Genomic DNA, 22,520 nt, shown 5'->3' on the forward strand with positions numbered 1-22,520 from the left:
TCCAGCTGAGCTACGGATGCAAAATGGCGGTGAGGCGGGGATTCGAACCCCGGATGCAGCTTTTGACCGCATACTCCCTTAGCAGGGGAGCGCCTTCAGCCTCTCGGCCACCTCACCACACAACGCCTCTTTCGAGTGCTTCGAGTGACTCGTTAAGAGCTTCTCGTCGCTGCGTGGCGCATATATTACTTTCTGGGACTTATAAGTCAAACAATTTTCCAAAAGCTTTTATCGTTTGCACAAATCACACGCAATTCGCATGTAAAAGCCGCAAAGAGGGTGTTTTATAAGCGGATTTTGCAGGCAACGCCACAGAAAACATCTGCCGAAATGGCGGTATTGAGACGAGTTAAGGGTAACGGAGTGGTTAAAAAGAGAGCGATTGAAATTAAACGGTAACTTTGAGCAGGAAAAATAGCGGGAGGGTTGCGTCTCGCCCGACAGCGAGACGCGACAATATCAGTAACTGGACTGCTGGGATTTTTCAGCCTGGATACGCTGGTAGATCTCTTCACGGTGGACAGATACTTCTTTAGGAGCGTTAACACCAATACGTACCTGGTTACCCTTTACCCCTAAAACTGTCACGGTGACCTCATCCCCAATCATGAGGGTCTCACCAACTCGACGAGTCAGAATCAGCATTCTTTGCTCCTTGAAAGATTAAAAGAGTCGGGTCTCTTGTATCCCGGCATTATCCATCATATAACGCCAAAAAGTAAGCGATGACAAACACGTAAAGTGTAAGCAGTCACGGCATCACATTCTGTTAAACGTAAGTTTAGCCGATATACACAAACTCAACCTGACTTTATCGTTATCGATAGCACAGTGAACAAGACGCCATAACGTTGCCGCTATGGCGTCTGCTTGTGCTTTGTAGTTATTACAGTTTCGCGCTTACCCAGCTTTCAACGCTGGCTAATGCCGCAGGAAGTGCCGCCGCATCCGTACCACCGGCTTGCGCCATGTCCGGACGACCGCCACCCTTGCCGCCCACCTGCTGAGCGACCATACCAATCAGTTCCCCTGCTTTAACGCGGTCGGTCACATCCTTAGAGACGCCCGCAATCAGAGAAACCTTACCTTCTGCCACTGTCGCCAGCACGATAACGGTAGAACCAAGCTGGTTCTTGAGATCGTCGACCATAGTACGCAGCATCTTAGGCTCAACGCCCGCCAGATCGCTGACCAGCAGTTTGACGCCCTTAATGTCTACAGCCTTGCTGGAGAGGTTTGCACTCTCCTGCGCCGCAGCCTGCTCTTTCAGCTGCTGCAGCTCTTTTTCCAGCTGACGAGTACGATCCAGCGCAACGCGCACTTTCTCGCCCAGATTCTGGCTATCGCCTTTCAGCAGCTGCGCGATGTCGTGCAGCTGATCGCTCTGCGCATGCAGGCTGGCGATTGCGCCTTCACCGGTCACCGCTTCAATACGACGCACACCTGCAGCCGTACCGGATTCGGAAACAATGCGGAACAGGCCGATGTCACCGGTGCGCGAGGCGTGAGTACCGCCGCACAGTTCGGTAGAGAAGTCGCCCATGCTCAACACGCGAACGCGCTCGTCATATTTCTCGCCAAACAGCGCCATCGCACCTTTTTTCTTCGCGTCCTCAAGATCCATGATGTGGGTCTCAATTGGCAGGTTACGACGGATCTGCGCGTTCACCAGGTCTTCCACCGCGCGAATTTCAGACGGCTTCATCGCTTCAAAATGCGAGAAGTCGAAGCGCAGCACTTTATCGTTTACCAGAGAACCTTTCTGTGCAACGTGGGTACCCAGCACGTCGCGCAGGGCTGCGTGCATCAGGTGGGTTGCAGAGTGGTTCAGACGAATGCGCGCACGGCGTGCTTCATCAACGTTAGCCTGTACGCCCTCGCCCACTTTCAGAGAACCGGATACCAGTTTGCCCTGGTGACCGATCGCCTGACCGTATTTCTGGGTGTCGCTGACGCTGAAGCTAAAACCGTTGCCTTTCAGTTCGCCTTTATCGCCAACCTGGCCGCCGGATTCCGCATAGAACGGCGTTTTGTCCAGAATGACAACGGCTTCCTGACCCGCGCTGATGCTGTCTACGGCTTTACCGTCAACAAACAGGGCGGTCACTTTGCCGGTCAGTTCCAGCGCTTCATAACCTTTGAATTCAGACGCGCTATCAACGCGGATCATCGCGTTGTAGTCTGCACCGAAACCGCTGGACTCACGCGCACGACGACGCTGCTCTTCCATCGCGGCTTCAAAGCCTGCTTCATCAACTTTGATGTTGCGCTCGCGGCAAACGTCCGCCGTCAGGTCAACCGGGAAGCCGTAGGTGTCGTACAGGCGGAAAGCGGTTTCGCCATCCAGCGTGTCGCCCTTAAGCTTCGCCAGTTCTTCGTCCAGCAGCGCCAGACCGCGCTCCAGCGTACGAGCGAACTGCTCTTCTTCGGTTTTCAGAACCTGCTCAACCTGCGCCTGCTGGCGTTTCAGCTCGTCGCCGGCTGACCCCATCACGCCAATCAGTGGCCCAACGAGTTTATAGAAGAAGGTGTCCTTCGCGCCCAGCATGTTGCCGTGACGGATCGCACGGCGAATGATGCGACGCAGCACGTAGCCACGGTTTTCATTCGACGGAATAACGCCGTCGGCAATCAGGAACGCACAGGAACGAATATGGTCTGCGATAACGCGCAGCGATTTGTTGTTCAGATCGGTCGCGCCGGTAACGTTCGCAACGGCTTTGATCAGAGTGCTGAACAGGTCAATCTCGTAGTTGGAGTTAACGTGCTGCAGAACCGCGGCGATACGCTCCAGGCCCATACCGGTATCAACGGACGGCTTCGGCAGCGGCTCCATGGTGCCGTCAGCCTGGCGGTTGAACTGCATGAAGACGATGTTCCAGATCTCAATATAGCGATCGCCGTCTTCTTCCGGGCTGCCTGGAGGGCCGCCCCAGATATGGTCGCCGTGATCGTAGAAGATCTCGGTGCACGGACCGCAAGGACCGGTGTCGCCCATCTGCCAGAAGTTATCAGACGCATATGGCGCGCCTTTGTTATCACCGATGCGAATAATACGCTCGCGCGGGATACCCACTTCTTTTTCCCAGATTTCGAACGCTTCGTCATCGGTTTCGTAGACGGTCACCCACAGACGCTCTTTCGGCAGGTTGAACCAGTTTTCACCGGTCAGCAGCTCCCATGCGTATTGAATGGCATCATGTTTGAAGTAGTCGCCGAAGCTGAAGTTACCCAGCATTTCGAAGAAGGTGTGGTGGCGCGCGGTGTAACCGACGTTTTCCAGGTCGTTGTGTTTACCGCCCGCACGCACGCAACGCTGTGAGGTTGTGGCGCGGGAATAATTACGCTTGTCGAGACCAAGGAACACATCCTTGAACTGGTTCATCCCGGCGTTGGTAAACAGCAGAGTCGGATCGTTGTTCGGTACCAGGGAGCTGCTGGCAACAACCTGGTGTCCCTTACTATGGAAAAAATCGAGAAACGCCTGACGGATCTCAGCGGTGCTCTTGCTCATAATTATCCTGAAATCAAGCTAACGAAATGTCGTAGCCAGCCTGTATCGGTAAACCGTTGGACGGACCAGCTACTGGAAAAAGTGGGAATAAGATAAGTTTTCTTTAGTGGGAAGTAAAATCCCGCATGCGTTCAATCGGCAAAATTACGCCAGATATCCTGAATATCTTCCATCAGAAAGCCGCGGTAGAGCAAAAAGCGCTGGATTTTGACTTTTTCTGAAAATTCACGCGGCAGCGGTTCGCCGTACTTACGAATCGCCTGCTCTTTTGCCAGTTCGCACCAGTCCGTGTCGCTTTCGCGCATCGCTTTTTCGATGGACTCCCTGGCCACCCCTTTCTGGCTTAGCTCCTGGCGGATGCGCGCGGGCCCATACCCTTTGCGACCACGGCTGGCGAGAAAACGCGAGGCAAACCGGTCATCGTCCAGGTAATGATGCTCATAGCACCAGGCCACCACGCGGTCGTAGTCTTCCGCAGTGGCATCAATCTCTTCCGGCCCGTTTTTGCTCATGACGGGCGCTGACAGCTTCCGCCGCAGCTCCTGTTCACTATGGTCGCGCACGGCGAGAATGCGTACCGCACGATCCAGCAAGCGCGCGTAGGCGGGTCGGCGTGATGTCGGTTCACTCATAAAAAACCTGCAGAATCAGAAATGCAAAAAGGGCCGCGTCAGCAGCCCTTCATCTTTACACGAGAGACTTAAAAGTCTTCGTTGGTTTCTTCAGCATCCGCGGCATCCACCACGAAATCAGGCTTGGAGTCCTGGTTGTTCAGCAGAAGCTCACGCACCTTCTTCTCAATCTCTTTCGCCGCAGCCGGGTTCTCTTTCAGCCAGGAGATAGCATTCGCTTTACCCTGACCAATCTTGTCACCGTTGTAGCTGTACCAGGCGCCCGCTTTTTCAATCAGCTTCTCTTTCACGCCCAGGTCAACCAGTTCGCCGAGGAAGTTGATACCTTCGCCGTAGAGGATCTGGAATTCAGCCTGTTTGAACGGTGCTGCGATTTTGTTCTTCACAACCTTCACGCGGGTTTCGCTACCCACCACGTTCTCGCCCTCTTTCACCGCGCCGATACGGCGGATATCCAGACGGACAGAGGCGTAGAATTTCAGGGCGTTACCACCGGTGGTGGTTTCCGGGTTACCGAACATCACACCAATTTTCATACGGATCTGGTTGATGAAGATCAGCAGCGTATTGGACTGCTTCAGGTTACCGGCCAGCTTACGCATCGCCTGGCTCATCATACGTGCCGCGAGGCCCATGTGAGAGTCACCGATTTCACCTTCGATTTCCGCTTTTGGCGTCAGCGCCGCAACGGAGTCGACGATGATCACGTCAACCGCACCGGAGCGTGCCAGCGCGTCACAAATTTCCAGCGCCTGCTCGCCGGTGTCCGGCTGGGAACACAGCAGGTTGTCGATATCAACGCCCAGCTTACGGGCATAGACTGGGTCCAGCGCGTGCTCGGCATCGATAAACGCACAGGTTTTACCTTCGCGCTGCGCCGCTGCAACAACCTGCAGGGTCAGCGTCGTTTTACCTGAGGATTCCGGACCGTAGATTTCTACGATACGCCCCATCGGCAAACCGCCCGCGCCCAGTGCGATATCCAGAGAAAGCGAACCGGTGGAGATAGTTTCCACATCCATGGAACGGTCTTCACCCAGGCGCATGATGGAGCCTTTACCGAATTGCTTTTCGATCTGGCCCAGTGCTGCCGCCAACGCTTTCTGTTTGTTTTCGTCGATAGCCATTATTACTCCTGTCATGCCGGGAGAAGCAACTGCGCTTCACCATGGACTTCTGTTCTGTTGGTGCAATTATACTGTATAGTCATACAGTATCAAGTATTTTGTAGAAATTGTTGCCAGAGCGTTTTTAACGCATAAACGGTAGCCTGACGACGCACGCTTTCGCGATCGCCGCTGAAGCACTCCCGGCGGGTGATCCCTTCCCCTTTGGACGTGGCAAACCCGAACCAGACGGTGCCGACAGGCTTCACGTCGCTGCCGCCGTCCGGCCCCGCGATGCCGCTGATGGAAATAGCGTAATCTGCCCGCGCCTCTTTCAGCGCGCCAATGGCCATTTCAATGACAACCGGTTCGCTGACCGCGCCATGCTGTTCCAGCGTGGCTTCGCGCACGCCAATCATCTGCGCCTTAGCTTCGTTACTGTAGGTCACAAAGCCACGTTCAAACCAGGCGGAACTGCCGGCGATATCGGTAATCGCTTTCGCCACCCAGCCGCCGGTGCAGGATTCCGCGGTGGTAATAGTCGCGCCACGCTGCTTCAGGGCAAGGCCAACGATCTCGCTAAGCTGCATCAATTCATGGTCAGTCATTCTTGCTCCAGGCTTGAGAAAAACGTGCAGCACAAGATAGCACTTTCTCGTCAGATATGGGGATGCGCTTCAGGTTTTACGAGGGGGCTTCAGAAAAAAGCCGGTGCGGGCGCACCGGCTGTAGAAATATTATTTCATGCTGTTCGCAAGCGTATCGACATTATGGCGAAACGCCTTAACGTAGGTGTCTGCTGCCCCACCTTTTGCCGACAGGGCTTCCGGGTAAAGTTCGCCGCCCGGCTGTGCGCCCGTCGCCGACGCAATCTGCTTCACCAGACGCGGGTCGAGCTGGTTTTCCATAAACCACGTTTTCACGCCGTCGGCTTTAATCTGCTTGATAATCTCCGCCACCTGCGACGCGCTGGCCTCGCTCTCTGAAGAGAGTCCTTGAGGTGCCATGAAGGTTACGCCGTAAGCGCGGCCAAAATAACCAAACGCGTCATGGCTGGTCAGCACTTTGCGCTTTTCCTGCGGGATCTGGCTAAAGCGCGTTTTGGCCCAACTGTCCAGTTGGGTCAGTTGCGCAATGTATGGTTTTCCTGAAGCCTCCAGCGCCGCTTTGTCTTCCGGATCGGCTTTCACCAGCCCGTTCAGAATATTTTGCGCATACAGCGCACCGTTCGCCGCGCTGTTCCAGGCGTGCGGATCGGTCACGGTCTTTCCATCTTCCTCAAGCGTGTGGGTTTTCACCCCGTTTGAGGCGACGACCAGCTGGCCTTTGAACCCGGAGGCTTTCACCAGGCGGTCGAGCCAGCCTTCCAGCCCCAAACCGTTGACCACGACCACGTCAGCCTTGCTCAGCGCCGCGCTGTCCTTAGGCGACGGTTCGAAGGTATGCGGATCGCCGTCCGGCCCCACCAGCGTCGTCACGTTTACACGATCGCCCCCCACCTCCTGCGCGATATCCCCAAGTATCGAAAAGCTGGTGACCACATTCAGCGTTTTCGCCATCACGCTATGCGACATCATCCCCAGCGCTAGCGCCATGATTAATCCTGTACTTTTCATCGTTTCCCCTTGCGTTAATAAAGCGCCCGCAGGCTGCCAGCCAGCCTGCTGCGCGTGCCAAATAAAACGGAAATAAAGAACAGCGCGCTGGCGGTCAGCACAATAGATGGCCCCGCGGGTAAACTTGCCGCCCAGGAGAGGCTTAGCCCCAGCCACGCGCAGAAAATACCGCTGATACCAGCCATCAGGAGTAATCCGGGTAAGGTGCGGACCCAACAGCGCGCCGCCACCGCCGGGAGCATCATCAGCCCGACGGCCATCAGCGTGCCGAGCACCTGAAAACCGGCCACCAGGTTAAGCACTAGCAGCGCCAGAAACAGGCCGTGCAACAGCCCGGGTAGCCAGCGGGCATTCACCTGCAGCCAGGCGGTGTCAAACGCCTCCGTCACCAGCCCGCGGTAAAAAAGAGCCAGCATGATAAGGGTGAAGATGCACACGCCGGTCACAAACAGCGCGGCGTCGTTGTCCACCGCGAGGATTGAGCCAAACAGCAGATGCAGCAGATCGACATTCGAGCCGCGCAGAGATACCAGTGTGACGCCCAGTGCCAGTGACCCCAGGTAAAAACCGGCAAAGCTGGCATCCTCTTTCAGCGGCGTGCGGCGGCTGACCAGCCCGGCCACCAGCGCAACGGCAATCCCGGCGATAAACCCGCCGACGGTCATAGCCAACAGCGACATCCCGCTGAGCAAATATCCCACGGCGACGCCGGGCAAAATGGCGTGAGAAAGCGCATCGCCCATCAGGCTCATCCGGCGCAGCTGAAGAAACACGCCGAGCGCGGTGGTGCTGACAGAGAGCGCCAGGCAAACCACCAGCGCGCGGCGCATAAAACCGAATTCGATAAACGGCTGGAAGAATGTGTGCCAGATCATGCCACCCTCACCCGTTCGGTTTTCCACTGGGGGGCGTCAGCATCCAGCCGCAGCGTCTGCGGGAAGTGGCGCGCCACGCACTCGCTGTCGTGCAGTACCGCGAGCAGCGTTTGCCCCTGCATATACATCTCCAGCATCAGATCCATCAGCACGTTGCAGGTCGCTTCATCAACGCCGGTGAAGGGCTCGTCGAGCATCACCAGCGGCGCCTGCTGTACTAACACGCGGGCAAAAAGCATGCGCTGAAACTGGCCGCCGGAGAGTTCATCAATGGTGGAGAGCGCCATCGACTCCAGCCCCACGCGCTCAAGTGCACCACTAATGCGCAGACGCGCTTCGCGACGAAAACCGGCGAAAAGCGAAATTCCGGGCCAGCAGCCCATGCTCACCACGTCCTGCACGGTCAGCGGAAACTGCGCTTCCAGCGCGTGACGCTGCGCCAGCCAGCCGATTACCGGTCGTCTACCCTGCCAGTGAAATCTGCCGCTGACGGGCGGAATAAATCCGGCGAGGGTTTTCAGCAGCGTGGATTTGCCGCAGCCGTTGGCGCCGATAATCGCGGTCATGCTGCCGCGTTCAATCACGCCCGAAAGCGGACGCGTGACGGGCTGGCGGTCGTAGCCCGCAACCAGTGCGTTCATCACGATCATGGCAGCGCCACCGCCCAGCGCACGGCCAGCCCGAGAAACAGAATGAGCACCATCGCCAGCAGCAGCCGAACCGGGGATGAGAGAGAAAACAGGGACATGGATATTTCAACTCAAAAATAATGTTATAACATAACAATAATGAAAGACGATGAAGATGTAAACGGCGGGAATGAAATGGGAGTGTGGCGAAATGTTTCTGCGGGAAAGAGGTGCGCGCGGGTGCCCTCTCCCACAGGGAGAGGGCGGAATAAGGCGAGTTACTGACTAAACGGCGACGCCGCCGGGACGCGAGCCTGCGATACCGCCAGCCCCAGTTGCCACACCGCCATCGCATAGTGGGTGCTATGGTTGTAGCGGGTGATGGTGTAGAAGTTCGGCATGCCGTACCAGTACTGGTAGCCGGTTCCCACGTCCAGACGCAGCAGGCTCACCTGGTCAACGTTGCCCAGCGGCTGGGTTGGCGTTAAGCCTGCCGCCGTCAGCTGCGCAACGCTGTATTTGGTTTTAAAGCCGTTTTCCAGACCAAACGCTTCGCCGTTCGCCTGCACGGCAACCTGGCCGCCCGGCGTCCAGCCGTGCGCTTTGAAGTAGTTCGCCACGCTGCCGATGGCATCCACCGGATCCCACAGGTTAATGTGACCATCCCCGTTAAAGTCGACGGCATACTGCTTATAGGAGGACGGCATAAACTGGCCGTAGCCCATCGCGCCGGCAAATGACCCTTTCAGATCGAGCGGATCGTCCTGCTCGTTGCGCGCCATCAGCAGGAAGGTTTCCAGCTCGGAAGAGAAATACTCCGCGCGGCGCGGGTAGTTAAAGGAGAGCGTCGCCAGTGCGTCGAGGATGCGGGTTTTGCCCATCACGCGCCCCCAGCGGGTCTCTACACCGATAATCCCGACGATGATTTCCGGCGGCACGCCGTAAACCTGCCACGCGCGGTTGAGCGCATCTTCATACTGGTTCCAGAACACCACGCCGTTTTGCACGTTGTCCGGGGTAATAAACTGTTTGCGGTAGCGCAGCCATGCGCCGTTCGGCCCGCTCGGCACCTGGGCGGATGGTGCCTGCCTGTCCATCAGGCGCAGAACGTAGTCCAGACGCTTCGCCTGAGACAAAATTTCATGCAGCTGCTGGCGGTCGAAACCGTGTTTGCTCACCATTTTATCGATGAACTGCTCGGCCGCCGGGTTATTCGCGAAGTCGCCTCCCATCTGCATCATATTGTGCTGCGGCTCCAGCAGGAATCCCCCGGAAGGTGCGCCCGCCGTTTGCTGAACGGCTTCGGTCTTAGGTTTGCTGCTACAGGCAGACAGCAGGATAAGCGCAGGCAACAGCGCTGCATAACGACGCTTGAACATGAGACATCCATTTAACGGGTTCGACAAGAACCCAGTATGGTAAAGCATCCGCAACACCTCAAGGAAGCGGTACGCGCCTCCACAACGCAAATCCGCGCTTTTTTCCACCGAAAATCATTCACCTCATCAATTAACTTTCAAAATAATACATTTTTCTTTCATTGTGAGATCTAACTAACACTTTAAAACCTTTCAAAGTGATTATTATTAGCCGCAGTTATACAAAAACAAAAAAGCCCCACAGGAGAGAAGAATGATAGAGACCATCACCCACGGCGCCGAGTGGTTCATCGGGCTGTTTCAGAAAGGCGGAGAAGTGTTCACCGGCATGGTGACCGGGATCCTGCCCCTGCTGATCAGCCTGCTGGTGATCATGAACGCGCTGATCAACTTTATCGGCCAGCAGCGCATCGAACGCTTTGCCCAGCGCTGCGCCGGTAACCCGCTGTCCCGCTACCTGATATTGCCATTCATCGGCACCTTTGTTTTCTGTAACCCGATGACCTTAAGCCTCGGCCGCTTTATGCCGGAAAAGTACAAGCCGAGCTACTACGCCGCCGCCTCCTACAGCTGCCACTCGATGAACGGCCTGTTCCCGCACATCAACCCCGGAGAGCTGTTTGTCTACCTCGGGATCGCCAGCGGCCTTACCACGCTTGGCCTACCGCTCGGCCCGCTGGCGGTGAGCTACCTGCTGGTTGGCCTGGTGACCAACTTCTTCCGCGGCTGGGTGACTGACCTCACCACCGCTATTTTCGAGAAAAAAATGGGCATCCAGCTTGAACAGAAGGTCCATCTTTCAGGAGCGACAGCATGAACCGGATCCGCATTGAGAAAGGCACGGGCGGCTGGGGCGGCCCGCTGGAGTTCGACGCCACCGAAGGCAAAAAGATCGTCTACATCACCGCGGGCACGCGCCCGGCGATTGTCGACAAGCTGCGCGAGCTGACCGGCTGGGAAGCGGTTGACGGCTTTAAAGAGGGCGAGCCGCCGGAAGCGGACATCGGCGTGGCGGTGATTGACTGCGGCGGCACGCTGCGCTGCGGCATCTATCCGAAGCGCCGCATTCCGACGGTGAATATTCACTCCACCGGGAAATCCGGTCCGCTGGCGCAGTACATCCTGGAGGACATTTATGTCTCGGGCGTGAAGGAGGACAACATCACTCTGGTGAATGGCACTGCCGCGCCGCAAAAAGCAGCCCCGCGCGAGTACGACACCAGCAAGAAGATCACCGAGCAGAGCGACGGCCTGCTGGCAAAGGTCGGGATGGGGATGGGCTCCGCCGTGGCGGTGCTGTTCCAGTCCGGGCGCGACACTATCGATACGGTGCTGAAAACGATTCTGCCGTTTATGGCGTTCGTCTCGGCGCTGATCGGCATCATCATGGCGTCCGGCCTGGGCGACTGGATTGCCCACGGCCTCGCCCCGCTCGCCAGCCACCCGCTCGGGCTGGTGACGCTGGCGCTGATCTGCTCCTTCCCGCTGCTGTCGCCGTTCCTCGGCCCGGGCGCGGTGATTGCTCAGGTCATCGGCGTGCTGATTGGCGTGCAGATTGGTCTGGGCAACATTCCCCCGCACCTCGCCCTGCCCGCCCTGTTTGCCATTAACGCCCAGGCGGCGTGCGACTTCATCCCCGTGGGTCTGTCGCTGGCCGAAGCGCGCCAGGACACCGTGCGCGTGGGCGTGCCGTCCGTGCTGGTGAGCCGCTTCCTGACGGGCGCGCCGACGGTGCTGATTGCCTGGTTTGTCTCCGGCTTTATCTATCAATAAGAGGTTCCTGCAATGAACGTCATTTACCAGACCACCATTACCCGCATCGGCCAGAGCGCAGCGGACGCGCTGAGCGACCAAATGCTGATCACCTTCCGCGAAGGCGCTCCGGCGGATATCGAAGAGTTTTGCTTTATCCACTGCCACGGCGAACTGAACGGCGAGCTGAAGGCCGGAAGCCAGCTGGAGCTGGGCGAGGCGCGCTATGCCGTCACCGCCGTCGGCGACGTGGCCGAGCAAAACCTGCGCGAGCTCGGCCACATCACCCTGCGCTTCGACGGCCAGCCGCAGGCGGAATACCCCGGTACGGTTCACGTGGATGGCCCGGTTCCGCAGTCTGTCACCCCAGGCTGCACGTTAAAATTTGTTGCGTAATTAAGGAGAATCACATGAGTCAGGTTGCCGTTGTCATTGGTGGGGGACAAACCTTAGGCGAGTTCCTCTGCCGTGGGCTTGCCGCAGAAGGTTACCGCGTGGCGGTAGTGGACATTCAGAGTGAAAAAGCCGCCCGCGTGGCGGACACCATTAACACCGAGTTTGGCGAAGGGATGGCGTACGGGTTTGGTGCTGACGCCACCAGCGAGCAGAGCGTGATGGCGCTGGCCCGCGGCGTGGACGAGATTTTTGGGCGCACCGATCTGCTGGTCTACAGCGCGGGGATTGCGAAAGCGGCGTTTATCAGCGATTTCGAACTGGGGGATTTTGACCGTTCGCTGCAGGTGAATCTGGTGGGCTATTTCCTTTGCGCCCGCGAGTTTTCCCGCCTGATGATCCGCGACGGGATTCAGGGGCGCATCATTCAGATCAACTCAAAATCCGGGAAAGTGGGCAGCAAGCACAACTCCGGGTACAGCGCGGCGAAGTTTGGCGGCGTGGGGCTGACGCAGTCCCTGGCGTTGGATCTGGCCGAATACGGGATTACCGTGCACTCGCTGATGCTGGGCAACCTGCTGAAATCGCCGATGTTCCAGTCCCTGCTGCCGCAGTACGCCACCAAGCTCGGCATCAAGGCTGAGGAAGTGGAGCAGTACTACATCGATAAAGTGCCGCTGAAGCGCGGGTGTGACTATCAGGACGTGCTGAACATGCTGCTGTTTTACGCCAGTCCGAAAGCGTCGTACTGCACCGGGCAGTCGATTAACGTGACCGGTGGGCAGGTGATGTTCTGATCGAGCGGCCTGATGCCCTCACCCTAACCCTCTCCCACCGGGAGAGGGAACAAAACAAGGAGTCGATATGGTAACCGCACTCATCACCGTCGCTGCCCTCGCCTGGCTGTGCCAGATGGCGTTTGGCGGCTGGCAGATCCACCAGTTTAACCGCGCGTTTGATGCGCTGTGTCAGAAGGGCCGCGTCGGCGTCGGGCGTTCCGGCGGACGCTTTAAACCGCGCGTGGTCGTCGCCGTAGCGCTTGACGAGCACGACCGGGTGTGCGATTCCCTCCTCATGCGTGGCGTGACGGTATTTGCCCGTCCGGCCAAAATCCAGGCAATCAACGGCCTCTTGTTACAGGAATTGCAGCCTGATGTGATCTTTCCCCATGATCCACTCTGTCGGAATGCACTATCATTAGCGCTCAATCTGAAACATGGATAATTTCGTTGTGAAAGTTATAGACTTGCGAAATTATCATTTCGCAACCTAAGGAACGAAGCGCCTATGAAACCACGTCAGCGGCAGGCGGCCATTCTCGAGCATCTACAAAAGCAGGGAAAATGCTCGGTAGAGGATCTGGCCCACTACTTTGACACCACCGGCACGACAATACGCAAGGACCTGGTATTGCTCGAAAACTCTGGCGCCGTTATTCGCACCTACGGCGGCGTGGTGCTCAACAAGGACGAAGCGGACCCGCCAATCGATCACAAAACGCTGATCAATACCCACCAGAAAGCGCTGATTGCCGAAGCCGCCGTCAAATTTATCCAGGACGGCGATTCCATCATCCTCGACGCAGGCAGTACCGTCCTGCAGATGATCCCCCTGCTCAGCCGCTTCAACAACATCACGGTGATGACCAACAGCCTGCACATCGTCAACGCGCTGTCGGAGTTCGACAGCGAGCAGACCATCCTGATGCCCGGCGGCACCTTCCGCAAAAAATCGGCGTCCTTTCACGGCCAGCTGGCGGAGAACGCTTTCGACCACTTTAGCTTCGATAAACTGTTTATGGGCACCGACGGCATCGACCTGAACGCAGGCGTCACGACGTTTAACGAGGTGTTCAGCGTCAGCAAAGCCATGTGTAACGCCGCGCGGGAAGTGATTTTAATGGCCGACTCGTCGAAGTTTGGCCGCAAAAGCCCCAATATTGTCTGTAGCCTCGAAAGCGTTGATAAGCTGATTACCGACGCGGGTATCGATCCGGCGTTCAAAAAAGCGCTGGAAGAGAAAGGGATCGACGTGATCGTAACCGGAGAAAGAGATGAGTGATTTTCTGTTAGAAACGGGCCGCCAGACGCTGATGCTGGAGCTGCAGGAAGCCAGCCGCCTGCCGGAACGTCTGGGCGAGGATTTTGTCCGCGCCGCCAACACCATTATCCACTGCGAAGGCAAAGTGATTGTGGCGGGTATCGGTAAATCCGGCCATATCGGCAAGAAGATTGCCGCGACGCTCGCCAGCACCGGTACCCCGGCGTTCTTCGTGCATCCGGCAGAGGCACTGCATGGCGATCTCGGGATGATCGAAAGCCGCGACGTGATGCTGTTTATCTCCTACTCCGGTTCGGCCAAAGAGCTGGATCTGATTATTCCGCGCCTGCAGGAAAAATCGGTCGCCCTGCTGGCGATGACCGGGAAACCCCGCTCGCCGCTGGCGCTGGCCGCCAAAGCGACGCTGGATATTTCCGTTGAGCGTGAAGCCTGCCCGATGCACCTCGCCCCGACCTCCAGCACCGTTAACACCCTGATGATGGGCGACGCGCTGGCGATGGCGGTAATGCAGGCGCGCGGATTCAATGAGGAAGATTTTGCCCGTTCGCATCCGGCAGGTGCGCTCGGCGCGCGACTGCTCAATAAGGTTCACCATCTGATGCGCACTGACGATGCCATTCCGCAGGTCAAACTCGATACCAGCGTGATGGACGCGATGCTGGAGCTGAGCCGCACCGGTCTGGGGCTGGTGGCGGTATGCGATGACGGCGGAAACGTGAAGGGCGTGTTCACCGACGGCGACCTGCGCCGCTGGCTGGTGGGCGGCGGCAGGCTGGAAACAAACGTGTCTGACGCCATGACCAAAGGCGGGCTGACGCTCAACGCCGACAGCCGTGCCATTGAAGCCAAAGAGGTGCTGATGAAGCGCAAAATCACCGCCGCACCGGTGGTGGACGAGCACGGCAGGCTGTGCGGCGCTATCAACCTGCAGGACTTCTACCAGGCCGGGATTATTTAACCCTTCAGCCCAAGTCGCTTCGCCAGCCGGTGCAGGTTGGCGACGTCCATCTCCAGCGCCCGCGCGCACGCCGCCCAGCTGCGGTTATTCTGCTCCAGCGCGCGGGTAATCATCTGACGCTGAAACTCTTCCGTCGCTTCGCGCAGGTTTTCGATTGCGATCTCAGGCACAGCAGGCTTCACGGTCGGGGCATTTTCCTCATGCAGCGCAAAATGGCGCGCATGAATCACCACTTCATCCCCCGAGCGCGTCGCCCTCGCCAGCACCACCGCGCGGTGAATCGCATGCTCCAGTTCGCGCACATTGCCCGGCCAGCCGTAGCTGAGCAGATGCGCTCTCGCCCCCGGGCTAAGCACCACGCGGGACAGCCCCATTTTGAGACGGCACTGTTCGCAGAAATAACCCGCCAGCAGCACCACGTCGTCTCCGCGCTCGCGCAGCGGCGGCACGGACAGCGGGAACACGCTCAGGCGATGGAACAGGTCGGCTCGGAACTGCCCGGCCAGCACCGCTTCGCGCAGATCCCGGTTGGTCGCAGCAAGGACGCGCACGTCCACCCGCAGGCTGCGGTCATCCCCCACGCGCTGGATGTCGCCGTACTGCAATACGCGCAGCAGCTTGGCCTGAAGTGAAAGGGAAAGCTCGCCAATCTCATCAAGAAACAGCGTGCCGTTATCGGCCATTTCAAACTTGCCGCTGCGGTTGCTGATGGCCCCGGTAAACGCCCCTTTGACGTGACCGAACAGCTCGCTCTCCGCCACGCTTTCCGGCAGCGCGGCGCAGTTGAGGTACACCAGCGGGTTGACCGCGCGCGGCGAAGCTTCGTGGATGGACTTCGCCACCAGCTCCTTACCGGTACCGGTCTCTCCGAAGATCAGCACGTTCAGATCGGACGCGGCAACAATCTCAATCTCTTTTTTGAGCTGCGCCATGCCGGGCGAAAGGCCGATCATCTCGGTGTGCGCCACCGGCTCAAACGCCGTCGGGCTACCGGGAAGAATATTCTGGCTCTCCAGCTGCTCTATCAGCAGTGCATTGTTCAGCGCCCCGGCTGCCAGCGCCGCAATCAGGCGCAGTTCTTCGTCGCTGAAGGTGTCGAACTGGTCCGGCGACATGCCGTCGAGGGTTAATGCGCCAATCAGATTCTGCCCGGCGAACAGCGGCAGGCCAATACAGGCGTGCACCTTCAGGCTCTCCTGCCCCGGAATCAGGCCGTCGTACGGATCGGGCAGATCGCTGTCTGCCGGGAAACGCACCACGTCGCCCGCGCGGGCGATGGTTTCCAGACGCGGGTGGCCCTCCAGCGTAAAGCGCCGCCCGAGTACGTCCTTCGCCAGGCCGTCGATAGCCAGCGGAATAAACTGCCGCCCTTCGTAACGCAGCAGCGCCGACGCATCGCAATCCAGCACGTGGCGCAGCGTGGAGATCAGGCGCTGAAAGCGGTCCTGATGGCCGATACCGGTTTGCAGTTCTATGGCTATCTTCGCCAGCACGTCTACGGAAAAACTCATGCCTGCCTCACTGTCATTTTGACAATGCATAATGTCATATTGACTCTTTTTAGGATAGTCATAATGACTACTCATTATGGGGCATTAAATCACAACTTATTGAATATTAATAATTTAAAAAGTTGGCACGCAACTTGATATAAGCAAACCATCTTATTTAAAAACGCTGTATTAAGTTGAGGTTGCTATGTCTATTCTGGTTAAAAATAACATTCATTGGGTGGGTCAACGTGACTGGGAAGTGCGCGATTTCCACGGGACGGAATACAAAACGCTGCGCGGCAGCAGCTACAACAGCTATCTCATCCGCGAAGGTAAAAACGTCCTGATCGATACCGTCGATCACAAATTCAGCCGTGAGTTCGTGCAGAACCTGCGCGGTGAAATCGACCTGAATGACATCGACTACATCATCATCAACCATGCGGAAGAGGACCACGCCGGGGCGCTGACCGAGCTGATGTCCCACATTCCGGATACCCCAATCTACTGCACCACCAACGCCATTGATTCAATTAACGGCCACCACCATCATCCGGAGTGGAACTTCCACACCGTAAAAACTGGCGACACGCTGGATATCGGCAACGGCAAGCAGCTGATCTTCGTCGAAACCCCGATGCTGCACTGGCCGGACAGCATGATGACCTACATGACCGGCGACGCGGTGCTGTTCAGCAACGACGCCTTCGGCCAGCACTACTGCGACGAACGCCTATTCAATGACGAAGTGGATCAGACCGAGCTGTTCGAACAGTGCCAGCGCTACTACGCCAATATCCTGACCCCGTTCAGCCGTCTGGTGACGCCTAAAATTACCGAGATCCTCGGCTTCAACCTGCCGGTGGACATGATTGCGACCTCCCACGGCGTGGTGTGGCGTGAAAACCCCACCCAGATCGTCGAGCTGTACCTGAAATGGGCCGCGGATTACCAGGAAGATCGCATCACCATCTTCTACGACACCATGTCCAACAACACCCGCATGATGGCGGACGCGATTGCCCAGGGTATCAATGAAGTTGACCCGAACGTGGCGGTGAAAATCTTCAACGTGGCGCGCAGCGATAAGAACGAGGTATTGACCAACGTCTTCCGCTCCAAAGGCGTGCTGGTGGGTACCTCCACCATGAATAACGTGATGATGCCGAAGATTGCCGGCCTGGTGGAAGAGATGACCGGCCTGCGCTTTCGTAACAAACGCGCCAGCGCCTTTGGCTCTCACGGCTGGAGCGGCGGCGCGGTAGACCGTCTTTCCACCCGTTTACAGGATGCGGGTTTTGAGATGTCCATGAGCCTGAAGGCGAAATGGCGTCCGGATATCGACGCGCTGGAAATCTGCCGCCAGCATGGCCGCGACATCGCCCGTCAGTGGGCGCTCGCCCCGCTTCCTGAAGTCACCGCAAAACCTGCGGAACAGCCACAAACCTGTTCTACGGCAGCCAGCGCCGATCTCGGTCCGCGCATGCAGTGCAGCGTCTGCCAGTGGATCTACGATCCTGAGCTGGGCGAACCGCTGCAGGATGTTGCCCCGGGCACGCCGTGGAGCGAGGTGCCAGACAACTTCCTCTGCCCGGAATGCTCCCTCGGCAAAGACGTCTTTGATGAACTGGCAACGGAGGCAAAATGAGCAACGGCATCGTTATCATCGGCTCGGGCTTTGCTGCCCGCCAGCTGGTGAAAAATATCCGCAAACAGGATGCAAACGTGCCGTTGACACTGATCGCCGCCGACAGCATGGACGAGTACAACAAGCCTGATTTAAGCCACGTCATTAGCCAGAATCAGCGCGCCGATGACCTCACCCGCCAGACGGCGGGGGAGTTTGCGGAGCAGTTCAACCTGCGTCTGTTTCCGTACACCTGGGTCACCGATATCGATGCCGACGCCCACGTGGTAAAAGCGAAAGCGAAAACCTGGCAGTACGACAGGCTGGTGCTGGCGACCGGGGCATCTGCGTTTGTGCCGCCGGTTGAAGGCCGCGAGCTGATGATTACCCTCAACAGCCAGCAGGAGTATCAGGGCAGCGAAACCCTGTTACGCGATGCGCAACGGGTGATGATTGTCGGCGGCGGGCTGATCGGCACCGAGCTGGCGATGGACTTCTGTCGGGCGGGAAAATCCGTGACCCTGGTTGACCACGCAGCGAGCATTCTGTCGGCGCTGATGCCGGCAGAAGTAAGCAGTCGCTTACAGCATCGTCTGACTGATATGGGCGTGCATCTGATGTTGAAATCGCAGCTACAAAGCCTGAGCAAAACTGAAGGCGGTATCCGTGCCACGCTCGACCGAAGCCGCAGCGTAGAAGTGGATGCGGTGGTTGCCGCGACGGGCCTGCGCCCGGAAACCGCGCTGGCGCATCGCGCAGGGGCTGAAATAAACCGCGGCGTGAAGGTAAATAGCTACCTGCAAACCACGCGGCCGGATATTTATGCCCTGGGCGACTGCGCGGAAATTAACGGCCAGGTGCTGCCCTTCCTGCAGCCGATACAATTAAGCGCCATGTATCTGGCAAAAAACCTGCTCGGCGGCAGCGCGCCGCTGAAATTACCCGCCATGCTGGTAAAGGTCAAAACGCCGGAATTGCCGCTGCATCTTGCAGGTGAAACGCAGCGTCAGGATCTGGACTGGCAGATTGCCCTTTCGCCGCAGGGCATGGTGGCGCGCGGCACCGATGCTGACGGTCAGATGCGCGCCTTTGTCGTCAGCGAAGACCGGATGAAGGAGGCCTTCGCCCTGCTGAAATCGCTACCTGCTTAACCCTCGTATTGCCGGGTGGCGCTCCGCTTACCCGGCCTACATGCAGACCCGCGCAAGCGCAGCGCCTCCGGGTAAAACAGGGTGGGGAGTTCAGGAACGCACCACCAGCGCGTCGTAGCCGCGCCAGCGATAGTTGGCCATGGAGATGAGCCAGCAGGCAACGAACAGCCCGACAACCACAAATCCAGCGTTGCCCAGGTTGTCATTTACCGCGCCGATCAGATCCCAGACGCCGCCGCTGAGGGCAAATTTATCCATCAGCAGGCCCAGCGCTTCCAGCCCGCCGATAAACAGCGCAACCACCACGGAGGTGCCGGTGATGGTCATGTTGTAGTAGAGCTTGCGCTGCGGTTTATCAAACGCCCAGCCGTAGGCACCGACCATCAGCAGGTTATCGAGCGTATCCACCAGCGCCATGCCGCTGGCGAAGAGCGCCGGGAAGATCATGATTGACCACACGGACATCCCGCTGGAGGCGCTGGCGGCAGAGATCCCCAGCACGCCGATTTCCGTGGCAGTGTCAAACCCGAGGCCAAACAGAAAGCCCACCAGATACATCTGCCAGCTTTTATTGACGAGGCGGAAGGTTTTACCGAACAGCCAGTTCATAACGCCCCCCTGGGCAGGCAGCGTGACGTCACCCTGCATCGTCTGGCCCTTTTTCAGCGCCTGGAAACTGCGCCAGACGCCGCGCAGGATCACCATATTCACCAGCGCCATCGCCAGCAGGAAGGTGGCGGATACCGCAGTGCCAATCAGGCTGCCGGTTTCGTGGAACCATTCCATGTTTTTCTGAAACGCCGTGGCGGTGGCGGCGATGGCAATGGAGGCCAGCACCACGATGGTGGAGTGCCCCAGCGAGAACCACGCCCCCACCCCGCACGGGCGTTTGCCCTGCTGCATCATCTTACGCGTCACGGTATCAATGGCCGCGATGTGGTCGGCATCCACCGCATGGCGCAGCCCGTAGCACCACGCCAGCAGGCTGGCGGCCATCAGCGCCGTGCTGCCGCTAAAAGAGTGCCATGCCCATCCCCAGGCCAGCAGGTTTGCCATTACCAGAGCCAGCAGCAGAAGCGCGGCGCGAGGTTCGTTGCGTAACAGTCGTAACATTTTAAATCCTTTTTGAACATGACCGGGCAGCGGCAACCACCGCCTGCCCGAAGGAGATCGCTCCGTCACCTGCGGGCAGGCGCGAAGGAAAAAGAAGCGTAAAGTCAGAAAGATAATGACGCAGGCGCGCGCGCAGCAGGCGGTTGTGCAACACGCCGCCGCTGAAGCAGATTGTCGAAATCGATAAGCGTCGGGCATGGCGCGCGGCGAGCTGAGCCAGCCCTTTTGCCAGCGCGTCGTGAAACGCCCACGCGCGCTCGCAGGGCTCCGCCTGCCAGTTCAGCCACTGCTGCCAGAACAGCGCAAGGTTATTCGCTTCCAGAATCACCGGATGGTCAACGCCCGCGCACTGAGATGCCAGCGCCTCCAGCCTGCACGCTGCCTCGCCTTCATAGCGCTGCGCGTCGATGCCCAGCGCGCAGGCGACCGCGTCAAACAAACGACCGCAGGACGACGCCTGCGGCGCGTTGATGCCACGCTGGATCGCCGTTGCCAGCAGCGGCCAGCTGTGGCGCTGAACCGCTCGCGTTTCCGGGTAGCGTTGCCAGTCCGGGACAAACGCCAGGCAGTGGGCGAGCAGATTACGCCACGGCTGCTTTGCCGCCAGATCGCCGCCCGGCAGCGCCACGGCAGGCAGGCCGCCGAGCCGTTCGCAGTCGAGATAGTTCACCCGCAGGCACTCTCCGCCCCACAGCGCGCCGTTCTCGCCCTTGCCGATCCCGTCCAGCGTCAGAGCGATAGCGTCTCCGCTGCCGAGCGGCCAGCCGTTCTCCGCCAGGCACGCCGCCGCGTGAGCGTGATGATGCAGCACGGTTTCGACGGGCAGCGCCTGCTCCTGCGCCCACCGGCGCGCGCGATACCCCGGATGGGCATCGCACACCAGCTTATCAGGCTGGAAAGCGTAGATGTCCTGCATCGTCGAGAGCGCGCTGCGCCACTGCGCCTCTACGCCCTCGTCGCTCAGATCGCCAAAGTGCTGGCTCACCACCGCCTGGTTGCCTCGCACCAGGCAGAAGGTGTTTTTCATCTCTGCACCGGTGCACAGCATGGCGGGGATATTCTCAAAACCCACGGGCAACGTGACGGCATCGGGCACAAAACCCCGGGCGCGACGCAGGATAGCGCCATCCCGATCCATCACCGAATCATCCATGCGCTGCAGGATGTCGCGGTTGTGCAGCAGGAAGCCGTCCGCGATGCCGCCGAGTTCCTCCAGCGCCTGCGCGTTGGTGACGGCAGGCGGCCTGCCACTGAGGTTGCCGGAGGTCATCACCAGCGGGCGCCGGCAGTCCATCAGCAAAAGATGCTGGAGCGGGTTCGCGGGCAGCATCACGCCAACGCAGTCGAGCCCTGGGGCAATTTCCTCAGGAAACGCGGGAAGCGAAGCTTTCGGCGTCAGCACGATCGGTGCCGCGGGCGAGCGTAACAGCGTCTGTATCGTCTCCGGCAGATCGTCCGCATCCGGCAGCATCACCGCCAGCGGCTTCGTCGGGCGCTGCTTGCGTGCCCGCAGCGTCGCCACTGCCTGCGGGTTAAGCGCGTCGCAGACCAGATGAAATCCCCCCAGCCCTTTAACCGCCACGATCCCGCCGTTTTTCAGCCTCTTCACCGCCGCGTTTAAGGCCGATTCGCGAGTGGCAATAGTGTCTCCGGCTCGCCATTCCAGCTGCGGCCCGCAGTCCGGGCAGGCCACCGGCTGGGCGTGGAAGCGGCGGTCGGCCGGGTTGCGGTAGTCAGTTTCGCACGGCGCGCAGAGCGGGAATGCGGCCATCGACGTGGCCGGACGGTCGTACGGCATGGCGCGGATAATGGTAAACCGCGGCCCGCAGTGGGTGCAGTTGATAAACGGGTAACGATAGCGGCGCTCGCGGGGATCGCGCATTTCAGCCAGACACGCCGGGCAGGTGGCGGCATCCGGCACGATTTGCGTATCCATCGCCCCGCGATCGCTGTGGCGGATGGTAAAGTCCTCAGGCATGTCCGCCCAGGTGAACGGCTGCGTTTCAACGCGATCGATGCGCGCCAGCGGTGGGCAGTCCTGATGCAGCCTCGCGGTAAAGTCCCCCCCATTACCCGCGAGACGCACCAGGACACCCTCTCCGTCGTTGCAGACATCGCCCACAAGCTTCAGCCGGTGCGCCAGCTGCCAGACGAAGGGCCGAAACCCCACGCCCTGCACTTTGCCGCGCACCCGAAGCTGGATGCCGTTAACGCTCATCGC

Annotated in this window: 21 protein-coding genes and 1 tRNA gene; 9 read left to right on the forward strand and 13 right to left on the reverse strand. The window is 58.8% G+C overall.

All coding sequences use genetic code 11. The features are described from left to right. Window positions 1-24: 24 nt before the first annotated feature. The 10 genes from INF77_RS04675 to mltB form a co-directional block, all read right to left on the reverse strand. Window positions 25-117, reverse strand: a tRNA-Ser gene (locus tag INF77_RS04675). A 342-nt stretch (window positions 118-459) separates the two neighbouring features. Then, on the reverse strand, window positions 460-645 hold the full coding sequence (csrA, locus tag INF77_RS04680) for a carbon storage regulator CsrA (protein ID WP_000906486.1): 186 nt from the start codon (window positions 643-645) through the stop codon (window positions 460-462). Window positions 646-886: 241 nt separating this feature from the next. Next, the gene (gene alaS / locus INF77_RS04685; RefSeq protein WP_028014187.1) at window positions 887-3,514 is read right to left on the reverse strand and encodes an alanine--tRNA ligase; all 2,628 of its coding nucleotides are present in this window, start codon (window positions 3,512-3,514) and stop codon (window positions 887-889) included. 131 nt (window positions 3,515-3,645) lie between these two features. Continuing rightward, on the reverse strand, window positions 3,646-4,146 hold the full coding sequence (recX, locus tag INF77_RS04690) for a recombination regulator RecX (protein WP_045629917.1): 501 nt from the start codon (window positions 4,144-4,146) through the stop codon (window positions 3,646-3,648). A 68-nt stretch (window positions 4,147-4,214) separates the two neighbouring features. Further along, window positions 4,215-5,273, reverse strand: coding sequence for a recombinase RecA (recA, locus tag INF77_RS04695; RefSeq protein ID WP_028014189.1), 1,059 nt, complete (start codon window positions 5,271-5,273; stop codon window positions 4,215-4,217). 89 nt (window positions 5,274-5,362) lie between these two features. Next, window positions 5,363-5,860, reverse strand: coding sequence for a nicotinamide-nucleotide amidase (pncC, locus tag INF77_RS04700; RefSeq protein WP_028014190.1), 498 nt, complete (start codon window positions 5,858-5,860; stop codon window positions 5,363-5,365). 129 nt (window positions 5,861-5,989) lie between these two features. Continuing rightward, on the reverse strand, window positions 5,990-6,868 hold the full coding sequence (locus tag INF77_RS04705) for a metal ABC transporter substrate-binding protein (protein WP_028014191.1): 879 nt from the start codon (window positions 6,866-6,868) through the stop codon (window positions 5,990-5,992). A 14-nt stretch (window positions 6,869-6,882) separates the two neighbouring features. After that, window positions 6,883-7,743: a metal ABC transporter permease gene (locus tag INF77_RS04710; protein ID WP_041908508.1), complete on the reverse strand. Its 861-nt coding sequence runs from the start codon at window positions 7,741-7,743 to the stop codon at window positions 6,883-6,885. Continuing rightward, on the reverse strand, window positions 7,740-8,393 hold the full coding sequence (locus INF77_RS04715; protein WP_193532026.1) for a metal ABC transporter ATP-binding protein: 654 nt from the start codon (window positions 8,391-8,393) through the stop codon (window positions 7,740-7,742). The genes INF77_RS04710 and INF77_RS04715 overlap by 4 nt, the downstream gene beginning before the upstream one ends. A gap of 257 nt (window positions 8,394-8,650) precedes the next feature. Then, window positions 8,651-9,751, reverse strand: a complete 1,101-nt coding sequence (gene mltB / locus INF77_RS04720; RefSeq protein WP_170228335.1) for a lytic murein transglycosylase B — start codon at window positions 9,749-9,751, stop codon at window positions 8,651-8,653. Window positions 9,752-10,004: 253 nt separating this feature from the next. Here mltB and srlA point away from each other — a divergent pair, with 253 nt between their 5' ends. The 7 genes from srlA to gutQ all read left to right on the forward strand — a co-directional run bounded on the left by srlA (window position 10,005) and on the right by gutQ (window position 14,915). Beyond that, a complete protein-coding gene (gene srlA / locus INF77_RS04725; RefSeq protein WP_003862164.1) occupies window positions 10,005-10,568 on the forward strand; it encodes a PTS glucitol/sorbitol transporter subunit IIC in 564 nt (187 codons plus the stop codon). Beyond that, on the forward strand, window positions 10,565-11,524 hold the full coding sequence (locus INF77_RS04730; protein WP_045261264.1) for a PTS glucitol/sorbitol transporter subunit IIB: 960 nt from the start codon (window positions 10,565-10,567) through the stop codon (window positions 11,522-11,524). Before srlA ends, INF77_RS04730 begins: the two co-directional genes overlap by 4 nt. 12 nt (window positions 11,525-11,536) lie before the next feature. Further along, entirely contained in the window at window positions 11,537-11,899 is a 363-nt protein-coding gene (gene srlB / locus INF77_RS04735; protein ID WP_041908503.1) for a PTS glucitol/sorbitol transporter subunit IIA, read from the forward strand. 14 nt (window positions 11,900-11,913) lie between these two features. Then, entirely contained in the window at window positions 11,914-12,693 is a 780-nt protein-coding gene (srlD, locus tag INF77_RS04740) for a sorbitol-6-phosphate dehydrogenase (RefSeq protein WP_023294411.1), read from the forward strand. A gap of 67 nt (window positions 12,694-12,760) precedes the next feature. After that, window positions 12,761-13,120, forward strand: a complete 360-nt coding sequence (gene gutM, locus INF77_RS04745) for a transcriptional regulator GutM (RefSeq protein WP_063437567.1) — start codon at window positions 12,761-12,763, stop codon at window positions 13,118-13,120. A 63-nt stretch (window positions 13,121-13,183) separates the two neighbouring features. After that, window positions 13,184-13,957 carry a DNA-binding transcriptional repressor gene (locus INF77_RS04750; protein WP_010434430.1) on the forward strand — a complete coding sequence of 258 codons (774 nt, stop codon included), beginning with the start codon at window positions 13,184-13,186 and terminating at the stop codon, window positions 13,955-13,957. Further along, window positions 13,950-14,915, forward strand: a complete 966-nt coding sequence (gene gutQ, locus INF77_RS04755) for an arabinose-5-phosphate isomerase GutQ (protein ID WP_041908497.1) — start codon at window positions 13,950-13,952, stop codon at window positions 14,913-14,915. Before INF77_RS04750 ends, gutQ begins: the two co-directional genes overlap by 8 nt. On the opposite strand, the gene norR is transcribed toward gutQ, so the two are convergent. Next, window positions 14,912-16,426, reverse strand: coding sequence for a nitric oxide reductase transcriptional regulator NorR (norR, locus tag INF77_RS04760; RefSeq protein WP_193532027.1), 1,515 nt, complete (start codon window positions 16,424-16,426; stop codon window positions 14,912-14,914). The genes gutQ and norR overlap by 4 nt on opposite strands. A gap of 187 nt (window positions 16,427-16,613) precedes the next feature. On the opposite strand from norR, the gene norV reads away from it, so the two are divergent. Together norV and norW are read left to right on the forward strand one after the other, a co-directional pair. Then, a complete protein-coding gene (gene norV / locus INF77_RS04765) occupies window positions 16,614-18,056 on the forward strand; it encodes an anaerobic nitric oxide reductase flavorubredoxin (RefSeq protein ID WP_041908494.1) in 1,443 nt (480 codons plus the stop codon). Next, window positions 18,053-19,186: an NADH:flavorubredoxin reductase NorW gene (norW, locus tag INF77_RS04770; RefSeq protein ID WP_193532028.1), complete on the forward strand. Its 1,134-nt coding sequence runs from the start codon at window positions 18,053-18,055 to the stop codon at window positions 19,184-19,186. The genes norV and norW overlap by 4 nt, the downstream gene beginning before the upstream one ends. Before the next feature lie 90 nt (window positions 19,187-19,276). Here the strand turns inward: norW and INF77_RS04775 are convergent, their stop codons facing one another. Beyond that, window positions 19,277-20,299, reverse strand: coding sequence for a HoxN/HupN/NixA family nickel/cobalt transporter (locus INF77_RS04775; RefSeq protein WP_193532029.1), 1,023 nt, complete (start codon window positions 20,297-20,299; stop codon window positions 19,277-19,279). 1 nt (window position 20,300) lies between these two features. After that, entirely contained in the window at window positions 20,301-22,517 is a 2,217-nt protein-coding gene (gene hypF, locus INF77_RS04780; RefSeq protein WP_193532030.1) for a carbamoyltransferase HypF, read from the reverse strand. Between the last annotated feature and the right edge of the window lie 3 nt (window positions 22,518-22,520).

Origin of the sequence: Enterobacter cloacae complex sp. P1B (assembly GCF_014982345.1) — a bacterium.
GTDB classification, from domain to species: domain Bacteria; phylum Pseudomonadota; class Gammaproteobacteria; order Enterobacterales; family Enterobacteriaceae; genus Enterobacter; species Enterobacter bugandensis.

What these genes read in the sequence shown, in the direction of transcription:
- csrA (WP_000906486.1), bottom strand. Translation starts at nt 645, where the DNA reads ATGCTGATTCTGACTCGTCGAGTTGGTGAGACCCTCATGATTGGGGAT.
- alaS (WP_028014187.1), bottom strand. Translation starts at nt 3,514, where the DNA reads ATGAGCAAGAGCACCGCTGAGATCCGTCAGGCGTTTCTCGATTTTTTC.
- recX (WP_045629917.1), bottom strand. Translation starts at nt 4,146, where the DNA reads ATGAGTGAACCGACATCACGCCGACCCGCCTACGCGCGCTTGCTGGAT.
- recA (WP_028014189.1), bottom strand. Translation starts at nt 5,273, where the DNA reads ATGGCTATCGACGAAAACAAACAGAAAGCGTTGGCGGCAGCACTGGGC.
- pncC (WP_028014190.1), bottom strand. Translation starts at nt 5,860, where the DNA reads ATGACTGACCATGAATTGATGCAGCTTAGCGAGATCGTTGGCCTTGCC.
- INF77_RS04705 (WP_028014191.1), bottom strand. Translation starts at nt 6,868, where the DNA reads ATGAAAAGTACAGGATTAATCATGGCGCTAGCGCTGGGGATGATGTCG.
- INF77_RS04710 (WP_041908508.1), bottom strand. Translation starts at nt 7,743, where the DNA reads ATGATCTGGCACACATTCTTCCAGCCGTTTATCGAATTCGGTTTTATG.
- INF77_RS04715 (WP_193532026.1), bottom strand. Translation starts at nt 8,393, where the DNA reads ATGATCGTGATGAACGCACTGGTTGCGGGCTACGACCGCCAGCCCGTC.
- mltB (WP_170228335.1), bottom strand. Translation starts at nt 9,751, where the DNA reads ATGTTCAAGCGTCGTTATGCAGCGCTGTTGCCTGCGCTTATCCTGCTG.
- srlA (WP_003862164.1), top strand. Translation starts at nt 10,005, where the DNA reads ATGATAGAGACCATCACCCACGGCGCCGAGTGGTTCATCGGGCTGTTT.
- INF77_RS04730 (WP_045261264.1), top strand. Translation starts at nt 10,565, where the DNA reads ATGAACCGGATCCGCATTGAGAAAGGCACGGGCGGCTGGGGCGGCCCG.
- srlB (WP_041908503.1), top strand. Translation starts at nt 11,537, where the DNA reads ATGAACGTCATTTACCAGACCACCATTACCCGCATCGGCCAGAGCGCA.
- srlD (WP_023294411.1), top strand. Translation starts at nt 11,914, where the DNA reads ATGAGTCAGGTTGCCGTTGTCATTGGTGGGGGACAAACCTTAGGCGAG.
- gutM (WP_063437567.1), top strand. Translation starts at nt 12,761, where the DNA reads ATGGTAACCGCACTCATCACCGTCGCTGCCCTCGCCTGGCTGTGCCAG.
- INF77_RS04750 (WP_010434430.1), top strand. Translation starts at nt 13,184, where the DNA reads ATGAAACCACGTCAGCGGCAGGCGGCCATTCTCGAGCATCTACAAAAG.
- gutQ (WP_041908497.1), top strand. Translation starts at nt 13,950, where the DNA reads ATGAGTGATTTTCTGTTAGAAACGGGCCGCCAGACGCTGATGCTGGAG.
- norR (WP_193532027.1), bottom strand. Translation starts at nt 16,426, where the DNA reads ATGAGTTTTTCCGTAGACGTGCTGGCGAAGATAGCCATAGAACTGCAA.
- norV (WP_041908494.1), top strand. Translation starts at nt 16,614, where the DNA reads ATGTCTATTCTGGTTAAAAATAACATTCATTGGGTGGGTCAACGTGAC.
- norW (WP_193532028.1), top strand. Translation starts at nt 18,053, where the DNA reads ATGAGCAACGGCATCGTTATCATCGGCTCGGGCTTTGCTGCCCGCCAG.
- INF77_RS04775 (WP_193532029.1), bottom strand. Translation starts at nt 20,299, where the DNA reads ATGTTACGACTGTTACGCAACGAACCTCGCGCCGCGCTTCTGCTGCTG.
- hypF (WP_193532030.1), bottom strand. Translation starts at nt 22,517, where the DNA reads ATGAGCGTTAACGGCATCCAGCTTCGGGTGCGCGGCAAAGTGCAGGGC.